The organism is Aeromicrobium sp. UC242_57, assembly GCF_044452305.1.
Lineage (GTDB): Bacteria > Actinomycetota > Actinomycetes > Propionibacteriales > Nocardioidaceae > Aeromicrobium.
Window position 1 is genome coordinate 1,278,722 of sequence record NZ_JBIOAM010000003.1, and the last position, 20,643, is coordinate 1,299,364.

Consider the following 20,643-nt stretch of genomic DNA (forward strand, 5'->3'; position numbering starts at 1 on the left):
ACGATCGACGACGGACCGTGCAGCTGCGGATCGCGCCCGACACCATCATCACCGTCAACCGGCACGCCGTCTCCCGCATCATCCCTGCGGAGACCGCGCCCGAGGCCGACACCCAGACGGACACTGATCTGTGATGGCCAAGCAACCACAGCGCAGCTCCAACCAGCCGCGTCCCAAGCGCACGCTGATCCTGTTCCTGGCCGCAGTGATCGCCTTGTACGGCATCGTCGCGTTGATCGACCTCACGAACGACAAGGACGACGACAGCGCCTGGCACCCCCGACTGGGGGCTCGACCTCGAGGGCGGCACCGTATCTCCCTGCAGGCCAAGGCCACCGACGGCAAGGTCACCCAGGACAAGCTCGACCAGGCCCGCAGCATCATCGACCAGCGCGTCAACGCCACCGGCGTCACCGAGGCCGAGGTCACGACCCAGGGCAGCGACCAGATCATCATCGAGATCCCCGGCGAGCGCAAGGCCGGCATCGTCGACGAGGTCGGCAAGACCGCGCAGCTGCGCTTCCGGCTCGGTGTGGAGCGGCAACCTGACCGGTGCCGCGAAGAAGACCGACACCGCCGAGCAGCAGAAGATCATCGACAAGATCGACTGGAGCAAGCCGACGCTCGACCAGATGATCAAGGCCGAGACCGAAGGCCTCGACACGCTGCCAGCCGACGTGCAGCCCGGTATCAAGGCCTTGCAGGCACAGGCTGCGGCATTCGTCTGCAACCCCGACGGAGTCGATGTCGACGACGTCGCCGGCAAGCCCCTCGTCACCTGTGACACCACGACCGGCGAGGTCGAGGTGCTCAGCCCCACGATCATCCCCGGTGGCGACATCAAGAGCGCCGAAGCCGCCTACGACGCCCAGAAGGCTCAGTGGAGCGTCCAGATCGAGCTGAGGGCGACAGCAAGGGCGTGTTCAAGGACGTCACGACCGCGCTGACCCCGGCCAGCGGACGTTTCGCGGTCGTGCTCGACGGCGAGATCATCACCGCCCCGGTCTCTCAGGCGCCCATCACGAATGGCAAGTCGTCCATCACCGGATCGTTCACCGCGACATCGGCGAAGGCGCTGGCCAACCAGCTGAAGTTCGGCGCGCTGCCCCTGACGTTCGGCATCAACGGCAGCGAGGAGATCGGTCCTTCGCTGGCCGGCTGGCAAGCGACGCCGGACTCATCGCCGGTGTCATCGGACTGATCCTGGTCATCGCGTACTGCCTGTTCTACTACCGCGGCCTCGGGCTCGTGATCATCGGCTCGCTGCTCGTCGCGGGCGCCTTGACGTACGTCATGGTGCTGCTGCTCGGGCAGGGTGTCGGCTTCACGTTGACCCTGCCGGGCATCGCCGGACTGATCGTGGCCATCGGGATCACCGCCGACTCGTTCATCGTGTTCTTCGAACGCATCCGAGACGAGGTGCGTGACGGCAAGTCCTTGCGACTGGCCGTCGAGGCCGGCTGGGTGCGAGCGCGTGGCACCATCATCGCCGCTGACGCGGTGTCGATCATTGCGGCGTTGACCTTGTACTTCTTCGCGATCGGCGTGGTGCGTGGCTTCGCCTTCGCGCTCGGTCTCACGACGCTGATCGACGTCTTCGTGGTGTTCTTGTTCACCAAGCCGCTCGTCTCCCTGCTCGCTCGCACGAAGTTCTTCGGCCAGGGCCACAAGCTGTCGGGTCTCGACGCCGCGCACCTGGGAATCTCCGGTCGCAAGGTGTCACAGATCGGCGCTTCGTCGTCAGTCCGCACCGATGGAAAGGCGCACGTATGAGCCGCATCAGCACCTTCGGACAGCACCTCTACGAGGGGCGCGTCTCGTTCAACTTCGTCGGACGTCGCAAGGTCTTCTACACGATCTCCGCAGTTCTGGTGATCATCGCCGGCCTGGCGCTCGTCGTGCGCGGATTCAATCTCGGTGTCGAGTTCAAGGGCGGCGTCGAGTTCACCGCCAAGGTCAAGGTCGCCGACTCGGCCACGTCCGATGCGATGGTCCAGGCCGTCGAGGACGCCAACGTCCCCGAAGCCGGCGACCCGACCGTCCAGACCTCCGGCAGCGACTCGATCCGCATCCAGACCCGAGCCCTGACGCAGGACGAGGCGACCAAGGTCACCGAGTCACTCAAGGCTGCCGGCGCCACCGAGGTCAGCCAGAACCTGATCGGTCCGACGTACGGCAAGCAGGTCGCCACGAAGGCCCTCACAGGTCTCATCGTGTTCTTGGTCATCATCGTGCTGTTCATCTGGGCCTACTTCCGAGAGTGGCGGATGTCCGTCTCGGGTCTCGTTGCCCTGGCGCACGACGTCGTCATCACGGCAGGCGTCTACGCGCTGTCGGGATTCGAGGTCACGCCCGCGACCGTCACCGGCTTCCTGACAATCTTGGGCTACTCGCTGTACGACACCGTCGTGGTCTTCGACAAGGTCCGCGAGAACACCAAGGGCATCCTGAAGTCGTCGACCCGCACGTACGCCGAGCAGGCCAACCTCGCACTCAACCAGACACTGGTGCGTTCGATCAACACGACGATCACGGCGCTGCTGCCCGTTGCTGCACTGCTGTTCGCGGGCATCTTCATCCTCGGAACGGGCCCCGTTGAAGGACCTTGCCCTCGCGCTGTTCATCGGCATGCTCGTCGGCGCGTACTCGTCGATCTTCCTGGCCACGCCGATGCTGAGCCAGCTCAAGGACCGGGAGCCCGCGATCAAGGCTCACACCGCGCGTGTGCTGGCCCGACGGGCCGAAGGAGGCGCAGGCACCCGTCGAGGTACCGGCCGGTGCCGCCGCCCCCAGCCGACCGGTGCAGGCGTCCGGCGCCGCCAAGCGGGCGCAGCCTTCGCGCAAGCCGCGGTCGCAGCGTGGCAAGGGCCGGTCGTAGTTCCGTCAGTTCACACGCCCCGATAGGGTCGTGACGTCAATGGGTGGCGCGTTGTTGGCCCCCGCCCTGCAGAGGAGATTTCATGAAGATCAGCGTGTTGGCGACAGGTGTCGTAGTGCTCGGGCTGTCGCTGGCTGCCTGCGGCGGTAGCGACGACAAGGCGGGCGGCTCGTCCGGCGACTACTGCAAAGAGCTGAAGTCGGCCCAGAAGACCATCACCGGTGCTGCGAGCAGCGGCTCGATCCAGGACAGCGTCGAGGCGTTCCACCGGCTCGCCGCCGCTGCCCCGAGCGACGTCAAGGCCGAGTGGAAGGTGCTCGACGGCGTCTTCATCAACCTCGAGAAGGCCTTTAAGGACGCCAAGGTCGACCTCTCCGACTCCGAGGCCGCACAGAAGGCGATCAGCAGCGGCAAGATCTCGCCCGAGGTGCTGTCCAAGATGACGACCCCCGAGGTCACCAAGGCGCAGACCGCGATCGAGAAGCACGCCAAGAAGGCGTGCGACATCAACATCTCCGGTTCATGACGACGCACGTCGATTCCTTCATCGACGACCTGGTCCGACCCATTGCCGACTGGCCCGAGCCCGGTGTGACGTTTCGCGACATCACGCCGCTGCTCGGCGACGCGGCGGCTCTGGCCTCCACGATCGACAGCCTGACCCAGCTCGCTGAACAGGTCGGTCCGGTCGATGCGGTGCTCGGCATCGAGGCGCGAGGCTTCATCCTCGGCCCGGCCATCGCGCTGCGCCTCGGAGTCGGCTTCGTACCCGTCCGCAAGGTCGGGGAGCTGCCAGCCGAGACCCACGCAGTCTCGTACGACCTCGAGTACGGCTCGGCGACGCTCGAGATGCATGTCGGCGCCCTCGTCCCGGGTGCCCGGGTCCTGGTCGTCGACGACGTGCTCGCCACCGGCGGGGACGATGCTGGCTGCGGCCGATCTGGTCCGCCAGGCCGGCGGCGTCGTCGTCGGCAACCTCGTCCTGATCGAGATCGCCGCGCTGGGCGGTGGCGAACGCCTTGCCCCGGTCGGCTGTGCCGCCCTCCGTACCTACTGAAAACGAGCACCATGAACCAGCACCAGGTCCGCATCGTCGCACTCGTCCTCGTCTCCGTCCTCGTCCTGGGTGCGGCCGCCACGCTGATCGGCGAGCTTGCTCTGACGCTGCTGAGCACTGAGCGCTGGCACCTCTGGCCTACCATGGACGACACAGGGAGGAGCCCGCGTGGTTGATCGCACCGAAGAACGTCCGGCCGTGTCGAAGAACACCGATCCGGCACCGGCGTCTGCGCGGTGCGCAACCGTCTGGCCCGCATCGGCGGAGGCCGCACCAGCTCTCCTGACACGGTGCTCGACCCGCTGATCAAGGTCTACCGCGCCACGCATCCCAAGGGCGATATCACGGCCATTCAGAAGGCCTACGAGATCGCCGAGAAGATGCACTCGGGCAGAGCGCAGAGCGGCGACCCCTACATCACGCATCCGCTCGCGGTCACCACGATTCTCGCCAGCTCGGCATGACGACTCCGACGTTGTGCGCAGCACTGCTGCACGACACGGTCGAGGACACGCCCTACACGCTGGAGCAGCTCACTGCCGACTTCGGCGACGAGGTCAGGCACCTCGTCGACGGCGTGACCAAGCTCGACAAGGTCAAGTACGGCGACTCCGCGCAGTCCGAGACGATCCGCAAGATGGTCGTGGCCATGAGCCGCGACATCCGGGTGCTCGTGATCAAGCTCGCCGACCGGCTGCACAACATGCGCACGCTGCGCTACCTGCGTCAGGACAAGCAGGAGCGCATCGCCCGTGAGACGATCGAGATCTTCGCGCCGCTGGCCCATCGCCTCGGCATGAACACGATCAAGTGGAGCTCGAAGATCTCGCCTTCGCGACCCTGCACCCCAAGGTCTACGACGAGATCGTGCGCCTGGTGGCCGATCGTGCGCCGTCGCGTGAGGAGTTCCTCGAGCGGGTCGTCAGCGACGTCGAGTCAGACCTGCGGCACGTCAAGCTCAAGGCCACGGTGTCGAGCCGGCCCAGAGCACTACTACTCGATCTACCAGAAGATGCTGGTCGGCGGACGTGAGTTCTCCGAGATCTTCGACCTGGTCGGCGTGCGCATCCTGGTCGACTCCGTCGCCGACTGCTATGGCGTGCTCGGAGTCCTGCACGCACGATGGAACCCGATCCCGGGCCGGTTCAAGGACTACATCTCGGTACCGAAGTTCAACATGTACCAGTCGTTGCACACCACGGTGATCGGTCCGCAGGGCAAGGCCGTCGAGCTGCAGATCCGCACCTTCGCGATGCACCGACGTGCTGAGTACGGTGTCGCGGCCCACTGGAAGTACAAGGAAGACGCTGCTGCCGGCGGCAAGGGCACCAAGGGCCCCGACGGCAATGACATCGGCTGGCTGCGCAGCTGCTCGACTGGCAGTCCGAGACGTCCGACTCGGCTGACTTCCTCGACACGCTGCGGTTCGAGATGAACAACGCCGGGGTCTACGCCTACACCCCGCGTGGCGACCTGATCCAGCTGCCGGCCGACGCCACGCCGGTCGACTTCGCCTATGCGGTGCACACCGAGGTGGGCCACGCGTGCATCGGCGCACGCGTCAACGGACGTCTTGTGTCGCTCGAGTCGACGCTCGAGAGCGGTGACGTCGTCGAGGCTTCACCTCGAAGTCTCCCGATGCCGGCCCCAGCCGCGACTCGGCTTGAGTTCGTGGTCAGTCCGCGCGCCCGCAACAAGATCCGGCAGTGGTTCACGAAGGAACGCCGCGAAGAGGCCATCGAGCGTGGCAAGGACCTGATCGCCAAGCAGATGCGCAAAGAGGGGCTGCCGCTGCACCGGCTCTTCAAGCACGAGACCTTGGCTGCGGTCGCCCACGGCTGAACCTGGCCGACGTCTCAGCGCTGTACGCTGCGGTCGGCGAGCACAACGCCAGCCCACAGAACGTCGTCGAGCGAGTCATCGACCTCGCGGGCGGCCGTGAGGGTGCGCAGGAAGACCTGGCCGAGGCCACGACGCTGCCTGGGGTCGGATCTCCCCGGCGTCGCGCCGACAACCGCGGCGACGCCGGCATCATCGTCGAGGGGCTCGAGGGCGATGTGCTGATCAAGCTCGCCCGGTGCTGCACGCCGGTGCCGGGCGACCGGATCGAAGGCTTCGTGACGCGTGGCGCCGGCGTCTCGGTGCATCGCATCGACTGCGTCAACTTCTTGGCGCTGCGCAACCAGCCGAACGCCTGGTGTCGGTCAAGTGGGCGCCGACGGCCAAGAGCACGTTCCTGGTCGCGATCCAGGTCGAGGGTCTCGATCGTCCCCGGCTGCTGAGTGACATCACGCGGGTCATCTCCGACCAGCACGTCAACATCTTGTCGGCGTCGTTGTCGACCGGCCGCGATCGGGTCGCGAAGTCGAAGTCCACCTTCGAGATGGCCGACCCCAAGCACCTGGGCCACGTCCTGAGCGCCGTCAGGACCATCGAGGGCGTCTTCGACGTCTACCGCCTCACCCAGTAAACCCCTGACGAGGTGGTTACTGCCCCCTCACGAGGCACTTGTAGCCCCTCGAGGAAGTCCGGAGCGCCCCGTTCCCCACCATCTGCTCAGGGGAGTGAGCCCCAGCGCACGGCCCAGCTCGTGCTCGAACGACGTGTCGTCCCCGAAGATCCGATCCCTGGTCCCGATGATCCACCGCCAGCCGTAGACCTCGGTCAGGTAGTCACGACGCGCTTGATCGTGTCGACGGTGCTCGTCGTTGGTGTGGAACTCGCGCCCGTCGTACTCCGTCCCGACCAGCACATCGGGGTACGGCAGGTCGATGAAGTACGACCGACCGAAGTCATCGATGACTTCGTGCTGAGGGTCTGGCGGGGGCAGCCCGGCATCGAGGATGCGCAAGCGCTGCCACGACTCGCCGGCCGACTGGGTCTTCGGCTCGACGATCGCCGCCAGGCTGCGCGCCTGCACGATTCCACGGAACCCCTTGAGATGTTCGACGTAGTCGATCAGCTCGTACCGGTCGATCAGCCCGGCGTGCGCGAAGGCATCAGCTGCCGCCAAGGCATAGGGGCGGTACATCCGCCGTAGGAGGTCGGACGTGGTGCGCAGAGCCGTCGTGACGAACAGCCCGTCCACGAACTCGACGTCGCCGGGCGCGATGATGGCTTGCCGTCCGTTGCTGCCGGTGTGCTCGACGCGTCCCTTGCCGTGGCGCACGAGCATCGATGGCGTGAGATCGTGGCGTCGACCGGGCGCGAAGACGTCGAGGCCGTGGACCCAGGCGGCGGTCTCGTCCGAGACGATCGCGTTGGCTGGCGTCGCCAGGGCCAAGGCGCGTACGCGGCCAGCCCTGGAGTCAGGGACGGAGGCGTCGACGTAGACGTTGCGGAACACCCTGCGCACGAGCCCCTGGGTGAGACGAAGCCGTAGCATCTTGGGCGTCAGGCCGAGTGTTGGGGCCTGCGCGGTGGTGAACGGATGACCATCGTTGACGAGTTCGGGCATGTGCCCATGTCATGGCACATGCCCGATCCAGTCCAGGTCGTCGTCCACAGGAGGGCGACAACTACCTCGCCGACGGGCGGTAACGCCCTCCTCAGGGGGCGGTAACCACCTCGTCAGCGGGGATGGGGTTAGGAGAAGTCGGCTTGGGCCTTCTTGGCCATCTCGAGGAAGGCTTCCTTGGAGGCCAGGTCTTCCTTGAGGTTCTTGGCCTTCTTGTCGTCGCCCTTGGCCTCGGCCGCCTTGATCTTCTCGGCCACCTCGTCGATCGCGCGCTGGCTCTGCCGATCATGTCGTCGGCACGGGCCGACTTCTCGGGATCGGTCTTCTTCCACGCCGAGTCGGTCGCATCCTTGATGGCCTGCTCGACCTTGCGGATCCGCGCCTCGAACTCACCGATCTTCGCGCGCGGCACCTTGCCGGCGGCCTCCCAGCGGTCGGCGATGTCGAGCCAAGCCTTGCGGGCTGCGTCGACATTCGTGATCGGCAGCAAGCCTCCGGCATCGGCCAGGATCTCGGCTTCTTCTCGGCGTTGACCTCGTACTCGGCGTCGAGCAGGGAGTTCGCCTCGTCACGGGCCTGGAAGAAGGCATCCTGAGCGGCCCGGAAGCGCTTCCAGAGCTTGTCCTCGACGTTGCGGGTGCCGAGCCGGCACGCTTCCACTCCGCCATGAGGTCGCGGTACTTGCCGGCCGTCTGACCCCAGTCGGTCGACGTCGACAAGGCCTCGGCCTCGACGATGAGCTTCTCCCTTGACGACCTTCGCCGCATCGCGCAGCGTCGACTGCTCACCGAAGTGCGTCTTGCGGCGACGCGTGTAGGTGGTTCGTGCCGAGCCGAACCGGTGCCACAGCCGTCATCGGCCGACTTGCTCAGGCGGGGCAGCGCCTTCCACTCGTCGAGGAGGGCGCGCGCTGTCGGCGCCGGACTTCCAGTCGGTGCCCGCAGCGGCTTCTCGGCAGCCTCGGCGATGCGGGTGTCTTCTCGACCTGCGCCTCGGCGACCTTCGCAGCGCGCTCGACCTTGCGCTCTTCACGCTGCTTGTCGATCGCCGGCTGCAGGGCGTCGAGACGCTTGACCAGCGAGTCGAGATCACCCATCGCCTGCGCGTCGACCAGGAGCCCGCGCACCTTCGTCACCGCCTTGGCGGCATCGTCGGGCGAGACGGTCTCCGCCCTCGAGTCTCTTCTCAAGCAGATCGACCTCGACCTCGAGACCTTCGTAACGTCGCACGTACAGCGACATCGCCTCAGCGGGGTCACCTCCGGGCCACTGGCCGATCAGTCGTTCGCCGTCGGTGGTCTTCACATAGACGTTGCCGTCATCGTCTACACGACCCCAAGGGTTCGTGGGCGCAGAACTCATGGCCGACAGTCTAGGTGGATACCGGCCCGGCTGTGCGCCACGGCTCCCATCAATTGCGGGACGGTGCGTGCCGGGTCATCCGTGTGAGCGCCTTCGCGTACGCTTTGGGGCGTGCTTCTCACGTCATTTCCGGCCGGTCCGCTGCAGGCGAACTGCTACTTCGTCGCCGCCGGGCCCGGCTCCGGCTGCGCGATCGTCGATCCCGGAATGGGCTCGATCGACGGCGTGCGCCAGGTCGTCGCCGAGCACGACCTCACACCGAGGGCCGTCTTGATCACTCACGGACACTTCGACCACATGTGGAACGCCCAGGACGTCGCGAAGGAGTACGGCTGTCCGGTGTGGATCCACCCGGCCGACCGCCACCTGCTGTCCGACCCGATGGCGGCCATCTCCGGAGAGTCCGCCGCGATGCTGCGCTCCCAGCTCGGCATTACCGACCTGCCCGACTTCACCGAGCCCGCCGACGTCCGCGACGCGGTAGACGGTGCAACGATCGACGTCGACGGACTGACGTTCACGGTCGACCACGTTCCAGGCCACACTCCCGGCACTGTCGTCTACCGAGTCGACTACGACGGTCCTGAGTCGGTCTCGCAGATCATGTTCTCCGGCGACTTCCTGTTCGCCGGTTCCATCGGACGCACCGACCTGACCGGTGGCTCCCACCCGCAGATGCAAGTCAGCCTGCGTGACCGGGTGCTGCCGCTGGACGACGACATCGTCGTCCTGCCAGGACACGGCGGTCAGACGTCCATCGGTCGTGAACGTGCGACCAACCCGTTCCTGGCCGAGGTGGCGTCCTGATGTCCAAGAAACTTTCCGGATTTCCCGAGTTCCTCCCTCGCGAGCGCATCGTCGAGCAACAGGTGCTCGACCACCTGCGTCGAACCTTCGAGCTGCACGGCTTCGCCAACATCGAGACGCGCGCCGTCGAGCCGCTCGACGTCCTGCTGCGCAAGGGCGAGATCGACAAAGAGGTCTACGCCGTCAAGCGCCTGGCTGCTGCCGAGGGCGATGCCGCCGAGCTCGCTCTGCACTACGACCTGACCGTCCCGTTCGCCCGCTACGTGCTGGAGAACGCCGGCAAGCTTGCAGTTCCCGTTCCGCCGCTGGCAGATCCAGAAGGTCTGGCGCGGCGAGCGTCCTCAGCAGGGCCGCTTCCGCGAGTTCACGCAGGCCGATATCGACGTCGTCGCCCGAGACGTCCTGCCGTTCCACTTCGACGTCGAGATCGCTCGCGTCATGGCAGAGGCCCTGGCTGGTCTGCCCATCCCGACGCCGACGCTGCAGATCAGCAACCGCAAAGTGCTCGAAGGGTTCTACCTCGGGCTGGGGGTTGCTGAACCCGCCGCGGTGATGCAGGTCGTCGACAAGCTCGACAGCTTGCCGGCCGAGAAGATCTACGCGCTGCTGCTCGAGCAGGGGCTCGTCGATGCGCAGGCTGACAAGATCCTGGCGTTGGCGCAGATCGTCACCACCGACACGTCGTTCGTCGAGCGGGTGCAGGCGCTCGGCGTGGAGCACGAGATGCTCACCGAGGGCCTCGACGGCTGGCCCAGGTCGTCGCTGGCGCCTCGGGCGTCGACGGAGTGATGGTGACCGCCGACCTGCGCATCGCCCGCGGGCTCGACTACTACACCGGCACGGTGTTCGAGACGCGTCTGGCCGGGTGGGAGCACCTCGGCTCGATCTGCTCAGGCGGCCGGTACGACAGCTCGCTCAGGACCGCAAGGCGACGTATCCAGGTGTCGGCATCTCGCTGGGCGTCTCGCGCCTCCTCGTCCCCGCTGGCCCTGTCTGCCACACGGTCGGTGCCGTCGGTGGTGCTGGTCGCGGTCGATGCCGAGGAGTCGCGCGCTGAGAGCAATGCGATCGCCCAGAAGCTGCGCGCCCGGGCATCCCGACCGAAGTGGCCCCCAAGGCAGACAAGTTGGCAAGCAGATCCAGCACGCCGAGAAGCGCGGCATCCCCTACGTCTGGTTCCCGCCGATGTCCGTCAAGGACATCCGCAGCGGCGAACAGGTCGATGTCGACCCCCGACGGCTGGACGCCGCCCACCGAAGACCTCATACCGTCCATTTCTCCCAAGGAGCAAATCTCGTGATCCGCACCCATGACGCCGGAAGCCTGCGCGCCGAACACATCGGCCAGCAGGTCACGCTCGCCGGATGGGTCGCGCGTCGTCGAGACCACGGCGGTGTCGCGTTCATCGATCTTCGTGAGGCATCTGGCGTGGTCCAGGTCGTCGTCCGTGAAGAAGTCGCCCATCAGCTGCGCGCCGAGTACTGCCTCAAGATCGTCGGCACGGTCCAGCAGCGTCCGGCAGGCAACGAGAACGCCAGCATCCCGACCGGCGAGATCGAGGTCATCGCCGACGACGTCGAGATCCTCAGCGCCGCGGCGCCGTTGCCGTTCCCGATCGACGACCACGTCGACGTCGGCGAGGAAGCCCGCCTGAAGTACCGCTACCTCGACCTGCGCCGCAGCGGCCCGGCTGCTGCGATCCGGCTGCGCAGCAAGGTCAACGCCGCTGCCCGTGAGGTGCTGGGGGAGCGCGACTTCGTCGAGATCGAGACGCCGACCCTGACGCGCTCGACGCCAGAGGGTGCCCGCGACTTCGTCGTGCCCGCGCGGCTGAAGCCCGGTAGCTGGTACGCGCTGCCGCAGAGCCCGCAGTTGTTCAAGCAGCTGTTGATGGTCGGTGGCATGGAGCGCTACTACCAGATCGCGCGCTGCTACCGCGACGAAGACTTCCGGGCCGACCGCCAGCCCGAGTTCACCCAGCTCGACATCGAGATGAGCTTCGTCGAGCAGGCCGATGTCATCGACCTCATGGAAAGCATCTTGAAGAAGATGTGGGCGCTCATCGGCTACGACATCCCCACCCCGATCCCGCACATGACCTATGCCGACGCGATGCGCCGGTTCGGCTCCGACAAGCCCGATCTGCGCATGGGCCAGGAGCTCGTCGAGTGCACCGAGTTCTTCAAGGACACGTCGTTCCGGGTGTTCCAGGCCGAGTACGTGGGCGCCGTCGTGATGCCCGGCGGTGCCTCGCAGCCCCGCCGTCAGTTCGACGCCTGGCAGGAATGGGCCAAGCAGCGCGGTGCACGCGGTCTGGCGTACGTCACGATCGCAGAGGACGGAACGCTCGGCGGTCCCGTGGCCAAGAACCTGTCTGACGCCGAGCGCGATGGCCTGGCCGCCCACGTCGGTGCCAAGCCCGGTGACTGCATCTTCTTCGGCGCCGGTGCGACGCAAGTCGACCCGTGGTCTGCTGGGTGCAGCGCGTCTGGAGATCGGTGAGCGATGCGATCTGATCGACAAGGACGCCTGGGAGTTCGTCTGGGTCGTCGACGCCCCCTTGTTCGAGCCTGCCGGCGACGCGGTCGCCTCGGGTGACGTCGCCGTCGGCGCCGGTGCCTGGACCGCGGTGCACCACGCGTTCACGTCGCCGCAGGACGTCGACAACTTCGACGCAGATCCCGGTTCGGCGCTGGCCTGGGCCTACGACATCGTCTGCAACGGCAGCGAGCTCGGTGGCGGGTCGATCCGTATCCACCGTGAGGACCTCCAGAAGCGCGTCTTCGCGATCATGGGCATCGAAAGAGGACGAGGCGCAGGAGAAGTTCGGCTTCCTGCTCGACGCATTCACGTTCGGCGCACCGCCGCACGGCGGGATCGCAGTCGGCATGGATCGCATCTGCGCGATGCTGGCCGGTGCCGACTCAATCCGCGACGTCATCGCGTTCCCGAAGTCCGGCGGTGGTTTCGACCCGTTGACGGCAGCCCCCGCGCCGATCACGCCGGAGCAGCGCCGCGACGCCGGAGTTGATTGGAAGCCGGAGCCGAAGAAGGCAGATGTCACACCGGAGGCCTAGGCTCCAGGCATGAGCTCCGACGGACTGTTCGACATCCCGGACGCTCCGGTCTCTGGGACGGGGTCTGGCAGCCTGGCCGGCAACTCGCAGGCCAACGCGCCGTTAGCGGTGCGGATGCGTCCGCGGTCGCTGGACGGCTCGTCGGTCAGCAGCACCTGCTCGTGCCCGGCTCGCCCCTGCGGCAGATGATCGACGGCAACCAGCCGTTGACGATCCTGCTGTGGGGTCCGCCCGGCACCGGCAAGACGACGATCGCGAGCCTGTTGGGCTCGCACACCGAGCGGCGGTTCGTCGAGGTCTCGGCGGTGTCGGCCGGCGTCAAGGAAGTACGTGAGACCATCGCCGGGGCCCGCCGGGCGCTGGCGCAGAGCGGCGTCGAGACCGTCCTGTTCGTCGACGAGGTCCATCGGTTCAGCAAGTCACAGCAGGATGCGCTGCTGCCCGGTGTCGAGAACCGTTGGGTGTCGCTGGTCGCCGCGACGACCGAGAACCCGCACTTCAGCGTCATCTCACCGTTGTTGAGCCGGTCGTTGCTGCTGACGCTCGAGAGCCTGACCGACGATGACATCGGCGTGCTGGTCGACCGAGCGCTGACCGACGAGCGGGGCCTGGCAGGCGCCGTGACGTTGACCGACGAGGCCAAGTCACACCTCGTCCGTCTGGCCGGTGGTGACGGTCGGCGGGTGCTGACGTACCTCGAGGCCGCCGCAGGGGCAGCGACGTCGCAGGGCAAGGCTGAGATCGATGTCGAAGATGCTGCTCTGGCGGTCGACAAGGCTGCGGTGCGCTACGACCGGCAGGGTGATCAGCACTACGACGTCACGAGTGCGTTCATCAAGTCGATCCGCGGTTCCGACGTCGATGCGGCCCTGCACTACCTGGCCCGGATGATCGAGGCGGGGAGGACCCCCGGTTCATCGCACGTCGACTGATGGTCCACGCGAGCGAGGACATTGGCATGGCCGATCCGACGGCGCTCCCGCTGGCGACCGCGACGGCGCAGGCGGTCGCCATGATCGGTTTCCCCGAGGCGCGGATCCCGCTGGCCCAGGCCGTCATCCACCTGGCTGCAGCGCCAAAGTCCAACTCGGTGATCGTCGCGATCGACCGGGCGCTGGCCGACGTGCGGGCTGGCAAGGTCTCCGCCGTCCCACCGGCGCTGCGCGATGCGCACTACGCGGGCGCCAAGAAGCTGGGGCACGGCCACAACTACGCCTACCCGCACGACGACGTCCGTGGTGTGGTGGGCCAGCAGTACGCCCCCGACGACATCGACGGCACGACGTACTACGAGCCGACCGAGCACGGCTTCGAGGCGCGACTCCAAGATCGCCTGGCGATGATCCGCAAGATCCTGCACGACCGCTGAGCCTCTGGGCCGATGCGCGGGCGTCCAAGCCAGTGAGGGAGGTGGACGCTGGCGCACCGCCCCCGAGGGTGGGTGGAGGCTGGAAGGGCGCGATAGGGTCGAGGGCATGTCGGGCGGGCTTGTGGATCCTGGCGGCGACCGCGGTGCTCGCCGTGGTCGCGATCGGTGCTGCGATCATCGCCGTCAGCTCGGTACGCAGCCTGCGCGCAGTGCAGCCTTCACCCGAACCGGCAGCAGAACCGCCCCGCCCCGCCGCGTTGGCCGTCCGTGATCAGCCCAACGCCACCGCGCCCGTGGCCAGGGATGCAGCGCTCGAACCGCAGGTTGTCGAGGGACGCCTGATCGTTCCGCCGACCCAGCGGCAGGTCGTCGCCACAGCGCTGGGTCGTCCGGGCGTGCGGCTGTCGGTGCTGATCCACGGGGTCAGCCACGCGATGCGGGCCGAGAGCCGCGACCGGATCACGGCGCTGATGCGACGCGAGTACCGCCGGCGCCGACGCGCCCGCCTGCAGGCCGGCCGTCGTGCCGTCCGTGCTGCACAGCCGACTGCTCCCGGTGACGAATGGCTCGGATCATGACGCCCCGCCTCATCTGGTTCGTCGCCGGCACGGCAGCCGGCGTCTACGGAGCCGCCAAGGCGCGCCGGGCGGCCTACCGCCTGTCGGCGCCCGGACTCGTCGACCAGGCCGCCGCGCTCGGTGAGGGCTGGCGAGCCTTCAGCGCCGAGATGCAGGACGGCATGGCAGCCCGTGAGCACGACATCGTCCGCCGGCTGAGCGCCGACACCCCCATCGTTGACCACCAGCTCACGTCACTTCGCCTCGACCAGGCACAGCTCGACACGACTCGACCCAACAAGAAGGCAACCTGATGCAGACCGCGGAAATCCGCCGACGATTCCTCGACCACTTCGAGAAGGCGGGCCACACCGTCGTGCCCTCGGCCCCGTTGCTGTTCGACGACCCCAACTTGCTGTTCGTCAACGCCGGCATGGTCCCCTTCAAGCCGTACTTCCTGGGGCAGGAGACGCCACCGTGGCAGACCGCGACGAGCGTGCAGAAGTGCGTGCGCACGCTCGACATCGAAGAGGTCGGCAAGACGACGCGCCACGGCACGTTCTTCCAGATGAACGGCAACTTCTCGTTCGGTGACTACTTCAAGGAAGGCGCCATCACGCATGCCTGGAGCCTGATCACCGGTTCCGTCGCCGACGGCGGACTGGGCTTCGATCCCGACAAGATCTGGGTCACGGTGCTGCACACCGACCAGGAGGCGCGTGAGATCTGGAAGCGGGTCGCGGGTCTGCCCGACGAGCGCATCCAGAACCGTGGACTGCTCGACAACTACTGGCACATGGGCGTGCCCGGCCCCGGTGGTCCGTGCAGCGAGATCTACGTCGACCGCGGCCCCGAGTTCGGTGCCGACGGTGGCCCGATCGTCGACGAGGACCGTTTCCTCGAGATCTGGAACCTCGTGTTCATGCAGGAGGAGATCACCAACGTCAGTGCGAAGGACGTCTTCGACGTCGTCGGCGGCTTGCCGAACAAGAACATCGACACCGGCATGGGCCTCGAACGTGTCGCCTACCTGTTGCAGGGCAAGGGCAACCTCTACGAGATCGACGAGGTCTTCCCGGTCATCGAGAAGGCGTCGGAGATCTCCGGTCGCACGTACGGCAAGGACCACACCGACGACGTCCGCTTCCGCGTCATCGCCGATCACGTGCGCAGCGGACTGATGCTGATGGGCGACGGGGTGACCCCCGGCAACGAGGCGCGCGGATACGTCCTGCGCCGGTTGCTGCGCCGCGCGGTGCGGTCGATGCGCCTGCTGGGCTTCGACGATCCCGCCTTGCCCCTGCTCCTGCCGGTCAGCCTCGATCGGATGAAGGCGTCCTATCCCGAGCTCGAGGCCGACTTCCCGCGCATCGAGCAGATCGCGTACGCCGAGGAGGATGCATTCCGCCAGACCCTCGGCAAGGGCACCCAGATCTTCGAGAGCGCTGCCGTCGCAGTCAAGCAGAGCGGCGGAAAGGGCCTGAGCGGCGAAGCCGCCTTCACCTTGCACGACACCTACGGCTTCCCGATCGACCTGACGCTGGAGATGGCCTCCGAGCAGGGGCTCAGCGTCGACGAGGACGGCTTCCGTGCACTGATGGCAGAGCAGCGGGCTCGCGCCAAGGCCGATGCCAAGTCCAAGAAGGGCGGCCACGCCGACACCACGGTCTACCGCTCGGCGCTCGACGCCAACGGCCCGACCGACTGGCTGGCCTACTCGACCCTGACGACCGAGTCGCGGGTCCTCGCACTGATCGCCGAGGGCGGTTCGGTGCCCGCGATCACGGCTGGCTCGGTCGGCGAGGTCGTCCTCGACCGCACGCCGTTCTACGCCGAGTCCGGTGGCCAGAACGCCGATGCTGGTCATCTGCGCTGGGACGGCGGCAGCGCCGAGGTGCTCGACGTGCAGCGACCCGTCCGCGGTCTCGTGGTGCACCAGGTCCGGGGTGACCGACGGCGAGCTGACGCTCGACCAGACGCTCGAGGCTGCGGTTGATCCAGAGTGGCGTCTAGGCGCCCGCCAGGCGCACTCCGGCACGCACGTCGTGCACGCGGCGCTGCGCGAGGTGCTCGGCCCCACGGCGCTGCAGGCCGGCTCGTACAACCGTCCGGGCTACCTGCGCCTCGACTACGGCTGGAACGGGGCCCTGTCGCCTGAGCAGCTGCACGGTGTCGAAGAGGCCTCCAACCGCGCGCTGCGTGCCGACCTGCCCGTGACGGCGCAGACCATGTCGCTGCCAGAGGCCCGCGAGTGGGGCGCGCTCGCCCTGTTCGGCGAGACGTACGGCGAAGATGTGCGTGTCGTCGAGATCGGCGGCCCCTGGTCGCGCGAGCTGTGCGGTGGCACGCACGTCGACCGTTCATCGCAGATCGGCACCGTCGTCATCACCTCGGACGGCTCGGTCGGTTCGGGCAACCGCCGCGTCGAGGCCCTCGTAGGCATCGAGGGCTTCCAGTACCTGGCCAAGGAACGCGACGTCGTCCGCCAGCTGACCGATCTGCTGAAGACCCAGCCGGGCGACGTCCCGGCGCGGGTGCAGGACCTCATGGAGCGACTCAAGTCGGCCGAGAAGGCTGCCGAGAAGATCAAGGCCCAACAGCTCCTCGGCGCTGCCGGCGACATCGCCCAGGCGGCCAAGGATGTTGACGGCATCGCGTACGTCGGCCATCACGCTGCGGGGGCTGGCGGGGGAGACGTCCGCACCTTGGCGCTCGACATCCGCCAGCGTCTCGCCGATCGCCCAGCGGTCGTCGTCGTGATCGGCGACGCCGGTGACAAGCCAGCCGCTGTCGTCGCGCTCAACCCGGCAGCCCAGGAACGCGGTCTGAGCGCCAACGACCTGATCAAGGTCGTCGGAGGCAAGATCGGCGGCAAGGGTGGCGGCAAGGCCGACGTCGCCCAGGGCGGCGGCACCGACGTCTCCGGCATCCCGGCTGCCCTCGCGGCTGCCGAGGCGGCGCTGCGCGCGTGACGTTCAGACGTGGCCGCAGGCTCGGTGTCGACGTCGGCGATGCGCGCATCGGTGTCGCCGTGAGCGACCCCGACGGCATCTTGGCCACACCGGTCGAGACGGTTCCGGCCGGTCCAGATGCGATCAAGCGTCTGGCCCAGCTGGTCGACGAGCTCGACGTCATGGAGTGCGTCATCGGCCTGCCGTTCGGCATGTCGGGACGCGAGGGCCCGGCCGCGATCAAGGTCCGGGCGTTCTGCGAGGGCAGCTTCTCGCAGTGATCGACCCGGTCGACATCCGGCTGTTCGACGAACGGATGACGACCATGACGGCCGACTCGATCTTGCGGGAGCGCGGACACAAGGGCAAGGCCAAGCGCAGCGTCATCGACCAGGCTGCCGCTACCGTGATCCTGCAAACGGCATTGGACGCTGAACGCACCCGCGGTTCGGCACCCGGCGAGAGCATGCGAGGAAGCAATGAGTGACAGTGGACTTGACCTGATGACCGGTGGCCCCACAGGGCCTGGCCGTCGTCGGGCCGAAAAGCCTCAGCGCAAGCCGTGGGCGGGGCGCATCGTGGCCCTCGTCGTGGTCGTGGCGCTGGTCTTCGGCGCGTACGTCGCCTACGGCAAGGTCTCCGACATGCTCGGCGGCCCCGAGGACTACACGGGCCAGGGCTCGGGCAGCGTCACGGTCGAGATCCCCAGCGGAGCCGGCGGCCAGCAGATCGCGAACATCCTGGCCAAGGCCGACGTGGTCAAGAGCGCCGAGGCGTTCTACCAGCTCGCGCTCAAGGACTCCCGGTTCCAGGCCGTGCAGGCTGGCTTCTTCACCCTGCCCAAGCAGGCCTCGGCCGAGGCCGCACTCGTCGCCCTGATCAACAAGAACAACCGCGCGGAGGGCAAGGTCACGATCCCCGAGGGTGCCCGTGTGGGCCAGATCGTCAAGACCATCGCCGCCAACACCGAGATCTCCGAGAAGGACCTCGTCGCGGTGCTCGACACGCCTGAGAAGCTCGGCCTGCCCGACGTCGCCAACCTCAACCCCGAGGGCTACCTCTTCCCGGCGACGTACGACGTCCAGCCCGGCACGACCGCCGAACAGCTGCTGCGCCAGATGGTCAAGAAGACCGTCGATGTCGCCAAGTCGCTCGACATCGGCACCCAGGCGAAGGCGCTGGGCCTGACGGGCGAAGAGGTACTGACGGTCGCGAGCATCCTGGAGTACGAGGCCAAGAACGACGACGACTACGCCAAGGTCGCGCGCGTGCTCTACAACCGGCTCAAGATCGACATGCCGTTGCAGCTGGACTCGACGGTCTCGTACGTCAGCAAGCGAGAGGGCGACGTCTTCACGACGCCCGAGGAGCGGGCTGATCCGTCGAAGTACAACACGTACCAGAATGCAGGACTGCCGCCCGGACCCATCGGGTCGCCGGGGGAGAAGACCATCAAGGCGGCGCTCAACCCGGCCGACGGCGACTGGCTCTACTTCGTGGCCGTCAACCTCGAGACCGGCGAGACGATCTTCTCCAACACGTTCGCCGAGCACAACGTCGGCGTCGCGAAGCTGCAGGAGTACTGCCGGACGTCGGAGGCCTGCTGATGCTGTGCGCGGTGCTCGGCTCGCCGATCGCCCACTCGTTGTCGCCGGCGATGCACCGGGCGGCGTACGCCGAGCTGGGTCTCGACTGGACGTACGAGGCGGTCGAGGTGCACGAGGGTGCTCTTGCTGAGTTCGTGGGCGCCGTCGGTGACGACGTCCGCGGCCTGTCGGTGACAGCACCGCTCAAGCGCGAGGCTGCTGCGGTCTCCCACCAGCACGACGGTGTCGTCGAGTCGCTGGGGGTCGCCAACACGTTGGTGTTCGACGACGGGATGATCTCGGCCTACAACACCGACGTCCCCGGTGCTGCGGCGGCGATCAAGGAAGCAGGCATCGGCGTCCCCCGCAGTGCGCGGATCCTCGGCGGCGGCGCGACAGCTGCCTCGATGGCCTTGACGTTGGTGCGCACCGGTGTCGAGGAGCTCGAGTTCGTGGTCCGCGACCCTGCCCGGGCGCAGGAGGCCGAGTCGGTCGTCCGCGGCTGCGGTGTCGCGGTGCGTGTCCGCAAGATCGACGAGCCCCTGATCAGTCGGGTCGACCTGCTGGTCGCCACGGTGCCCAGCGACGCGATCGGTGCCCGTTCGCACGAGTTCGTCGAATCGTCGAGGGCCGTGTTCGATGTCGTGTACGACCCCTGGCCGACCCGCCTGGCCAAGGCCGCCGACGAGGCTGGCACCCCGGTCATCTCCGGACTTGACCTGTTGGCGCACCAGGCGGCCCTGCAGGTCGAGCTCATGACCGGAGCGACCGTTTCTCCACAGCGCCTGCGCGCGGCTGCGCTGACTGCCCTGTCCGCTCGCTAGGGTTCGGGGCGTGACCATCGCCATCGCCGTGCTCGTGGCTGCGCTGATCGGCGCGGCCGGTCCGCTCGTGCTGCGCCGGCTGCCCGAACCGCCTGCTGCCGACGCCGACAAGCTCCCGTACGCGGTGCTGGCCGAGACGCGCTGGCTGGCGCCGGGGCTGGCGTGCGCGGCTGCGGTCATGGCCGGGGTCGTGGCCTGGAAGATCGAGACGTCCGGCTGCTGGCGGTGTGGGTCGTGATCGCCGGAGTCGGCTCGTGGCTCGCCTTCATCGACTGGCACACCAGCTGTTGCCGTTCCTGCTCGTAGCCCCGATGTATGTCGTGACAGTCCTGCTAGTCGGTCTGGGCGCGCTCCTGCTCGACGACGTCGACGTGCTCAAGCACGCTCTGATCGCCAATGTCGTCGTGTACGCGGCGTTCCGGCTGCTGCACTGGTTCGGCAGCCGGTTCTTCGGCGGTGCCTTCGGCTACGGCGACGTGCGACTGTCCGGTGTCCTGGCCGTGGCTCTCGGAGCGCTCGGCACGAGCGAGGTCGTGGTGGGCATCTACGCCGGATCATCCTCGGCGCCGTGATCGGCGTCGTGCTGTCCGCCCTCAAGATCATCGATCCGAAGGCGTACGCCTTCGGCCCGTACATGGTCATGGGCGCAGTGGTCGGCGCTGCTTGGGGACCGGCCATCTACGCCGTGTGACCGCGGTCGGACCACGCACGGCCCGCAT

The 20,643-nt window shown here is 67.5% G+C and carries 21 protein-coding genes and 8 pseudogenes; 24 read left to right on the plus strand and 5 right to left on the minus strand.

The genetic code is table 11. The features are described from left to right. Positions 1-133: 133 nt before the first annotated feature. The 9 genes and pseudogenes from ACHMWU_RS18335 (at position 134) to ACHMWU_RS18375 (ending at position 6,405) form a co-directional block, all read left to right on the plus strand. Positions 134-784: a hypothetical protein gene (locus ACHMWU_RS18335; protein ID WP_396045733.1), complete on the plus strand. Its 651-nt coding sequence runs from the start codon at positions 134-136 to the stop codon at positions 782-784. Between the two features lie 22 nt (positions 785-806). Next, complete coding sequence (locus ACHMWU_RS18340) at positions 807-947, plus strand: hypothetical protein (RefSeq protein WP_396045735.1); 141 nt, start codon at positions 807-809, stop codon at positions 945-947. Continuing rightward, complete coding sequence (locus ACHMWU_RS18345) at positions 920-1,201, plus strand: SecDF P1 head subdomain-containing protein (protein ID WP_396045738.1); 282 nt, start codon at positions 920-922, stop codon at positions 1,199-1,201. The genes ACHMWU_RS18340 and ACHMWU_RS18345 overlap by 28 nt, the downstream gene beginning before the upstream one ends. 20 nt (positions 1,202-1,221) lie before the next feature. After that, positions 1,222-1,773: an MMPL family transporter gene (locus ACHMWU_RS18350; protein WP_396046888.1), complete on the plus strand. Its 552-nt coding sequence runs from the start codon at positions 1,222-1,224 to the stop codon at positions 1,771-1,773. Beyond that, positions 1,770-2,510 (plus strand): annotated as a pseudogene (gene secF, locus ACHMWU_RS18355) (protein translocase subunit SecF); the annotation flags it as partial. The gene ACHMWU_RS18350 and the pseudogene secF, both read left to right, overlap by 4 nt. Positions 2,511-2,628: 118 nt before the next feature. Further along, positions 2,629-2,904, plus strand: coding sequence for a hypothetical protein (locus tag ACHMWU_RS18360; RefSeq protein WP_396046890.1), 276 nt, complete (start codon positions 2,629-2,631; stop codon positions 2,902-2,904). 56 nt (positions 2,905-2,960) lie between these two features. After that, complete coding sequence (locus ACHMWU_RS18365; RefSeq protein WP_396045740.1) at positions 2,961-3,404, plus strand: hypothetical protein; 444 nt, start codon at positions 2,961-2,963, stop codon at positions 3,402-3,404. After that, on the plus strand, positions 3,401-4,111 hold the full coding sequence (locus ACHMWU_RS18370) for an adenine phosphoribosyltransferase (RefSeq protein ID WP_396045742.1): 711 nt from the start codon (positions 3,401-3,403) through the stop codon (positions 4,109-4,111). Before ACHMWU_RS18365 ends, ACHMWU_RS18370 begins: the two co-directional genes overlap by 4 nt. A gap of 60 nt (positions 4,112-4,171) precedes the next feature. Continuing rightward, a pseudogene (locus ACHMWU_RS18375) lies at positions 4,172-6,405 on the plus strand (RelA/SpoT family protein). 27 nt (positions 6,406-6,432) lie between these two features. Here the strand turns inward: ACHMWU_RS18375 and ACHMWU_RS18380 are convergent. Then, the gene (locus ACHMWU_RS18380; RefSeq protein WP_396045744.1) at positions 6,433-7,392 is read right to left on the minus strand and encodes a type IV toxin-antitoxin system AbiEi family antitoxin domain-containing protein; all 960 of its coding nucleotides are present in this window, start codon (positions 7,390-7,392) and stop codon (positions 6,433-6,435) included. A 128-nt stretch (positions 7,393-7,520) separates the two neighbouring features. Then, on the minus strand, positions 7,521-7,649 hold the full coding sequence (locus ACHMWU_RS18385) for a hypothetical protein (protein WP_396045746.1): 129 nt from the start codon (positions 7,647-7,649) through the stop codon (positions 7,521-7,523). A 30-nt stretch (positions 7,650-7,679) separates the two neighbouring features. Here ACHMWU_RS18385 and ACHMWU_RS18390 point away from each other — a divergent pair, with 30 nt between their 5' ends. Further along, positions 7,680-7,925 (plus strand): hypothetical protein, encoded by a 246-nt coding sequence (locus ACHMWU_RS18390; RefSeq protein ID WP_396047024.1) that lies wholly within the window; start codon positions 7,680-7,682, stop codon positions 7,923-7,925. A 31-nt stretch (positions 7,926-7,956) separates the two neighbouring features. On the opposite strand, the pseudogene ACHMWU_RS18395 reads toward ACHMWU_RS18390, so the two are convergent. From ACHMWU_RS18395 to ACHMWU_RS18405, 3 genes and pseudogenes are all read right to left on the minus strand, one after another. After that, a pseudogene (locus tag ACHMWU_RS18395) lies at positions 7,957-8,052 on the minus strand (hypothetical protein); the annotation flags it as partial. Beyond that, a pseudogene (locus tag ACHMWU_RS18400) lies at positions 8,037-8,159 on the minus strand (DUF349 domain-containing protein); the annotation flags it as partial. The pseudogenes ACHMWU_RS18400 and ACHMWU_RS18395, both read right to left, overlap by 16 nt. Before the next feature lie 101 nt (positions 8,160-8,260). Then, the gene (locus ACHMWU_RS18405) at positions 8,261-8,581 is read right to left on the minus strand and encodes a hypothetical protein (RefSeq protein WP_396045748.1); all 321 of its coding nucleotides are present in this window, start codon (positions 8,579-8,581) and stop codon (positions 8,261-8,263) included. Between the two features lie 283 nt (positions 8,582-8,864). Between ACHMWU_RS18405 and ACHMWU_RS18410 the strand changes: the two genes are divergently transcribed. The 14 genes and pseudogenes from ACHMWU_RS18410 to ACHMWU_RS18475 all read left to right on the plus strand — a co-directional run bounded on the left by ACHMWU_RS18410 (position 8,865) and on the right by ACHMWU_RS18475 (position 20,615). Next, positions 8,865-9,560 carry an MBL fold metallo-hydrolase gene (locus ACHMWU_RS18410; protein WP_396045750.1) on the plus strand — a complete coding sequence of 232 codons (696 nt, stop codon included), beginning with the start codon at positions 8,865-8,867 and terminating at the stop codon, positions 9,558-9,560. Continuing rightward, positions 9,560-10,860: pseudogene (hisS, locus tag ACHMWU_RS18415) on the plus strand (histidine--tRNA ligase). The gene ACHMWU_RS18410 and the pseudogene hisS overlap by 1 nt, the downstream one beginning before the upstream one ends. Beyond that, a pseudogene (gene aspS / locus ACHMWU_RS18420) lies at positions 10,857-12,637 on the plus strand (aspartate--tRNA ligase). The pseudogenes hisS and aspS overlap by 4 nt, the downstream one beginning before the upstream one ends. Positions 12,638-12,646: 9 nt before the next feature. Beyond that, positions 12,647-14,006, plus strand: a pseudogene (locus tag ACHMWU_RS18425) (replication-associated recombination protein A). Positions 14,007-14,125: 119 nt separating this feature from the next. Continuing rightward, entirely contained in the window at positions 14,126-14,584 is a 459-nt protein-coding gene (locus ACHMWU_RS18430) for a hypothetical protein (RefSeq protein WP_396045752.1), read from the plus strand. Then, entirely contained in the window at positions 14,581-14,877 is a 297-nt protein-coding gene (locus ACHMWU_RS18435) for a DUF6167 family protein (RefSeq protein WP_396045754.1), read from the plus strand. Before ACHMWU_RS18430 ends, ACHMWU_RS18435 begins: the two co-directional genes overlap by 4 nt. After that, a pseudogene (gene alaS / locus ACHMWU_RS18440) lies at positions 14,877-17,535 on the plus strand (alanine--tRNA ligase). The gene ACHMWU_RS18435 and the pseudogene alaS overlap by 1 nt, the downstream one beginning before the upstream one ends. Beyond that, positions 17,532-17,795 carry a Holliday junction resolvase RuvX gene (ruvX, locus tag ACHMWU_RS18445; RefSeq protein ID WP_396045756.1) on the plus strand — a complete coding sequence of 88 codons (264 nt, stop codon included), beginning with the start codon at positions 17,532-17,534 and terminating at the stop codon, positions 17,793-17,795. The pseudogene alaS and the gene ruvX (ACHMWU_RS18445) overlap by 4 nt, the downstream one beginning before the upstream one ends. Next, on the plus strand, positions 17,792-18,001 hold the full coding sequence (gene ruvX / locus ACHMWU_RS18450; RefSeq protein WP_396045758.1) for a Holliday junction resolvase RuvX: 210 nt from the start codon (positions 17,792-17,794) through the stop codon (positions 17,999-18,001). The genes ruvX (ACHMWU_RS18445) and ruvX (ACHMWU_RS18450) overlap by 4 nt, the downstream gene beginning before the upstream one ends. Continuing rightward, positions 17,994-19,121: an endolytic transglycosylase MltG gene (mltG, locus tag ACHMWU_RS18455; RefSeq protein ID WP_396045760.1), complete on the plus strand. Its 1,128-nt coding sequence runs from the start codon at positions 17,994-17,996 to the stop codon at positions 19,119-19,121. Before ruvX (ACHMWU_RS18450) ends, mltG begins: the two co-directional genes overlap by 8 nt. Beyond that, the gene (locus ACHMWU_RS18460) at positions 19,121-19,924 is read left to right on the plus strand and encodes a shikimate dehydrogenase (protein WP_396045762.1); all 804 of its coding nucleotides are present in this window, start codon (positions 19,121-19,123) and stop codon (positions 19,922-19,924) included. The genes mltG and ACHMWU_RS18460 overlap by 1 nt, the downstream gene beginning before the upstream one ends. 10 nt (positions 19,925-19,934) lie before the next feature. After that, entirely contained in the window at positions 19,935-20,162 is a 228-nt protein-coding gene (locus ACHMWU_RS18465) for a hypothetical protein (protein ID WP_396045764.1), read from the plus strand. 16 nt (positions 20,163-20,178) lie between these two features. Then, a complete protein-coding gene (locus ACHMWU_RS18470; RefSeq protein WP_396045766.1) occupies positions 20,179-20,496 on the plus strand; it encodes a hypothetical protein in 318 nt (105 codons plus the stop codon). Further along, on the plus strand, positions 20,493-20,615 hold the full coding sequence (locus ACHMWU_RS18475; RefSeq protein WP_396045768.1) for a hypothetical protein: 123 nt from the start codon (positions 20,493-20,495) through the stop codon (positions 20,613-20,615). The genes ACHMWU_RS18470 and ACHMWU_RS18475 overlap by 4 nt, the downstream gene beginning before the upstream one ends. The last annotated feature ends 28 nt before the right edge of the window (positions 20,616-20,643 follow it).

What these genes read in the sequence shown, in the direction of transcription:
- ACHMWU_RS18335 (WP_396045733.1), top strand. Translation starts at nt 134, where the DNA reads ATGGCCAAGCAACCACAGCGCAGCTCCAACCAGCCGCGTCCCAAGCGC.
- ACHMWU_RS18360 (WP_396046890.1), top strand. Translation starts at nt 2,629, where the DNA reads ATGCTCGTCGGCGCGTACTCGTCGATCTTCCTGGCCACGCCGATGCTG.
- ACHMWU_RS18365 (WP_396045740.1), top strand. Translation starts at nt 2,961, where the DNA reads ATGAAGATCAGCGTGTTGGCGACAGGTGTCGTAGTGCTCGGGCTGTCG.
- ACHMWU_RS18370 (WP_396045742.1), top strand. Translation starts at nt 3,401, where the DNA reads ATGACGACGCACGTCGATTCCTTCATCGACGACCTGGTCCGACCCATT.
- ACHMWU_RS18380 (WP_396045744.1), bottom strand. Translation starts at nt 7,392, where the DNA reads ATGCCCGAACTCGTCAACGATGGTCATCCGTTCACCACCGCGCAGGCC.
- ACHMWU_RS18390 (WP_396047024.1), top strand. Translation starts at nt 7,680, where the DNA reads ATGTCGTCGGCACGGGCCGACTTCTCGGGATCGGTCTTCTTCCACGCC.
- ACHMWU_RS18435 (WP_396045754.1), top strand. Translation starts at nt 14,581, where the DNA reads ATGACGCCCCGCCTCATCTGGTTCGTCGCCGGCACGGCAGCCGGCGTC.
- mltG (WP_396045760.1), top strand. Translation starts at nt 17,994, where the DNA reads ATGAGTGACAGTGGACTTGACCTGATGACCGGTGGCCCCACAGGGCCT.
- ACHMWU_RS18460 (WP_396045762.1), top strand. Translation starts at nt 19,121, where the DNA reads ATGCTGTGCGCGGTGCTCGGCTCGCCGATCGCCCACTCGTTGTCGCCG.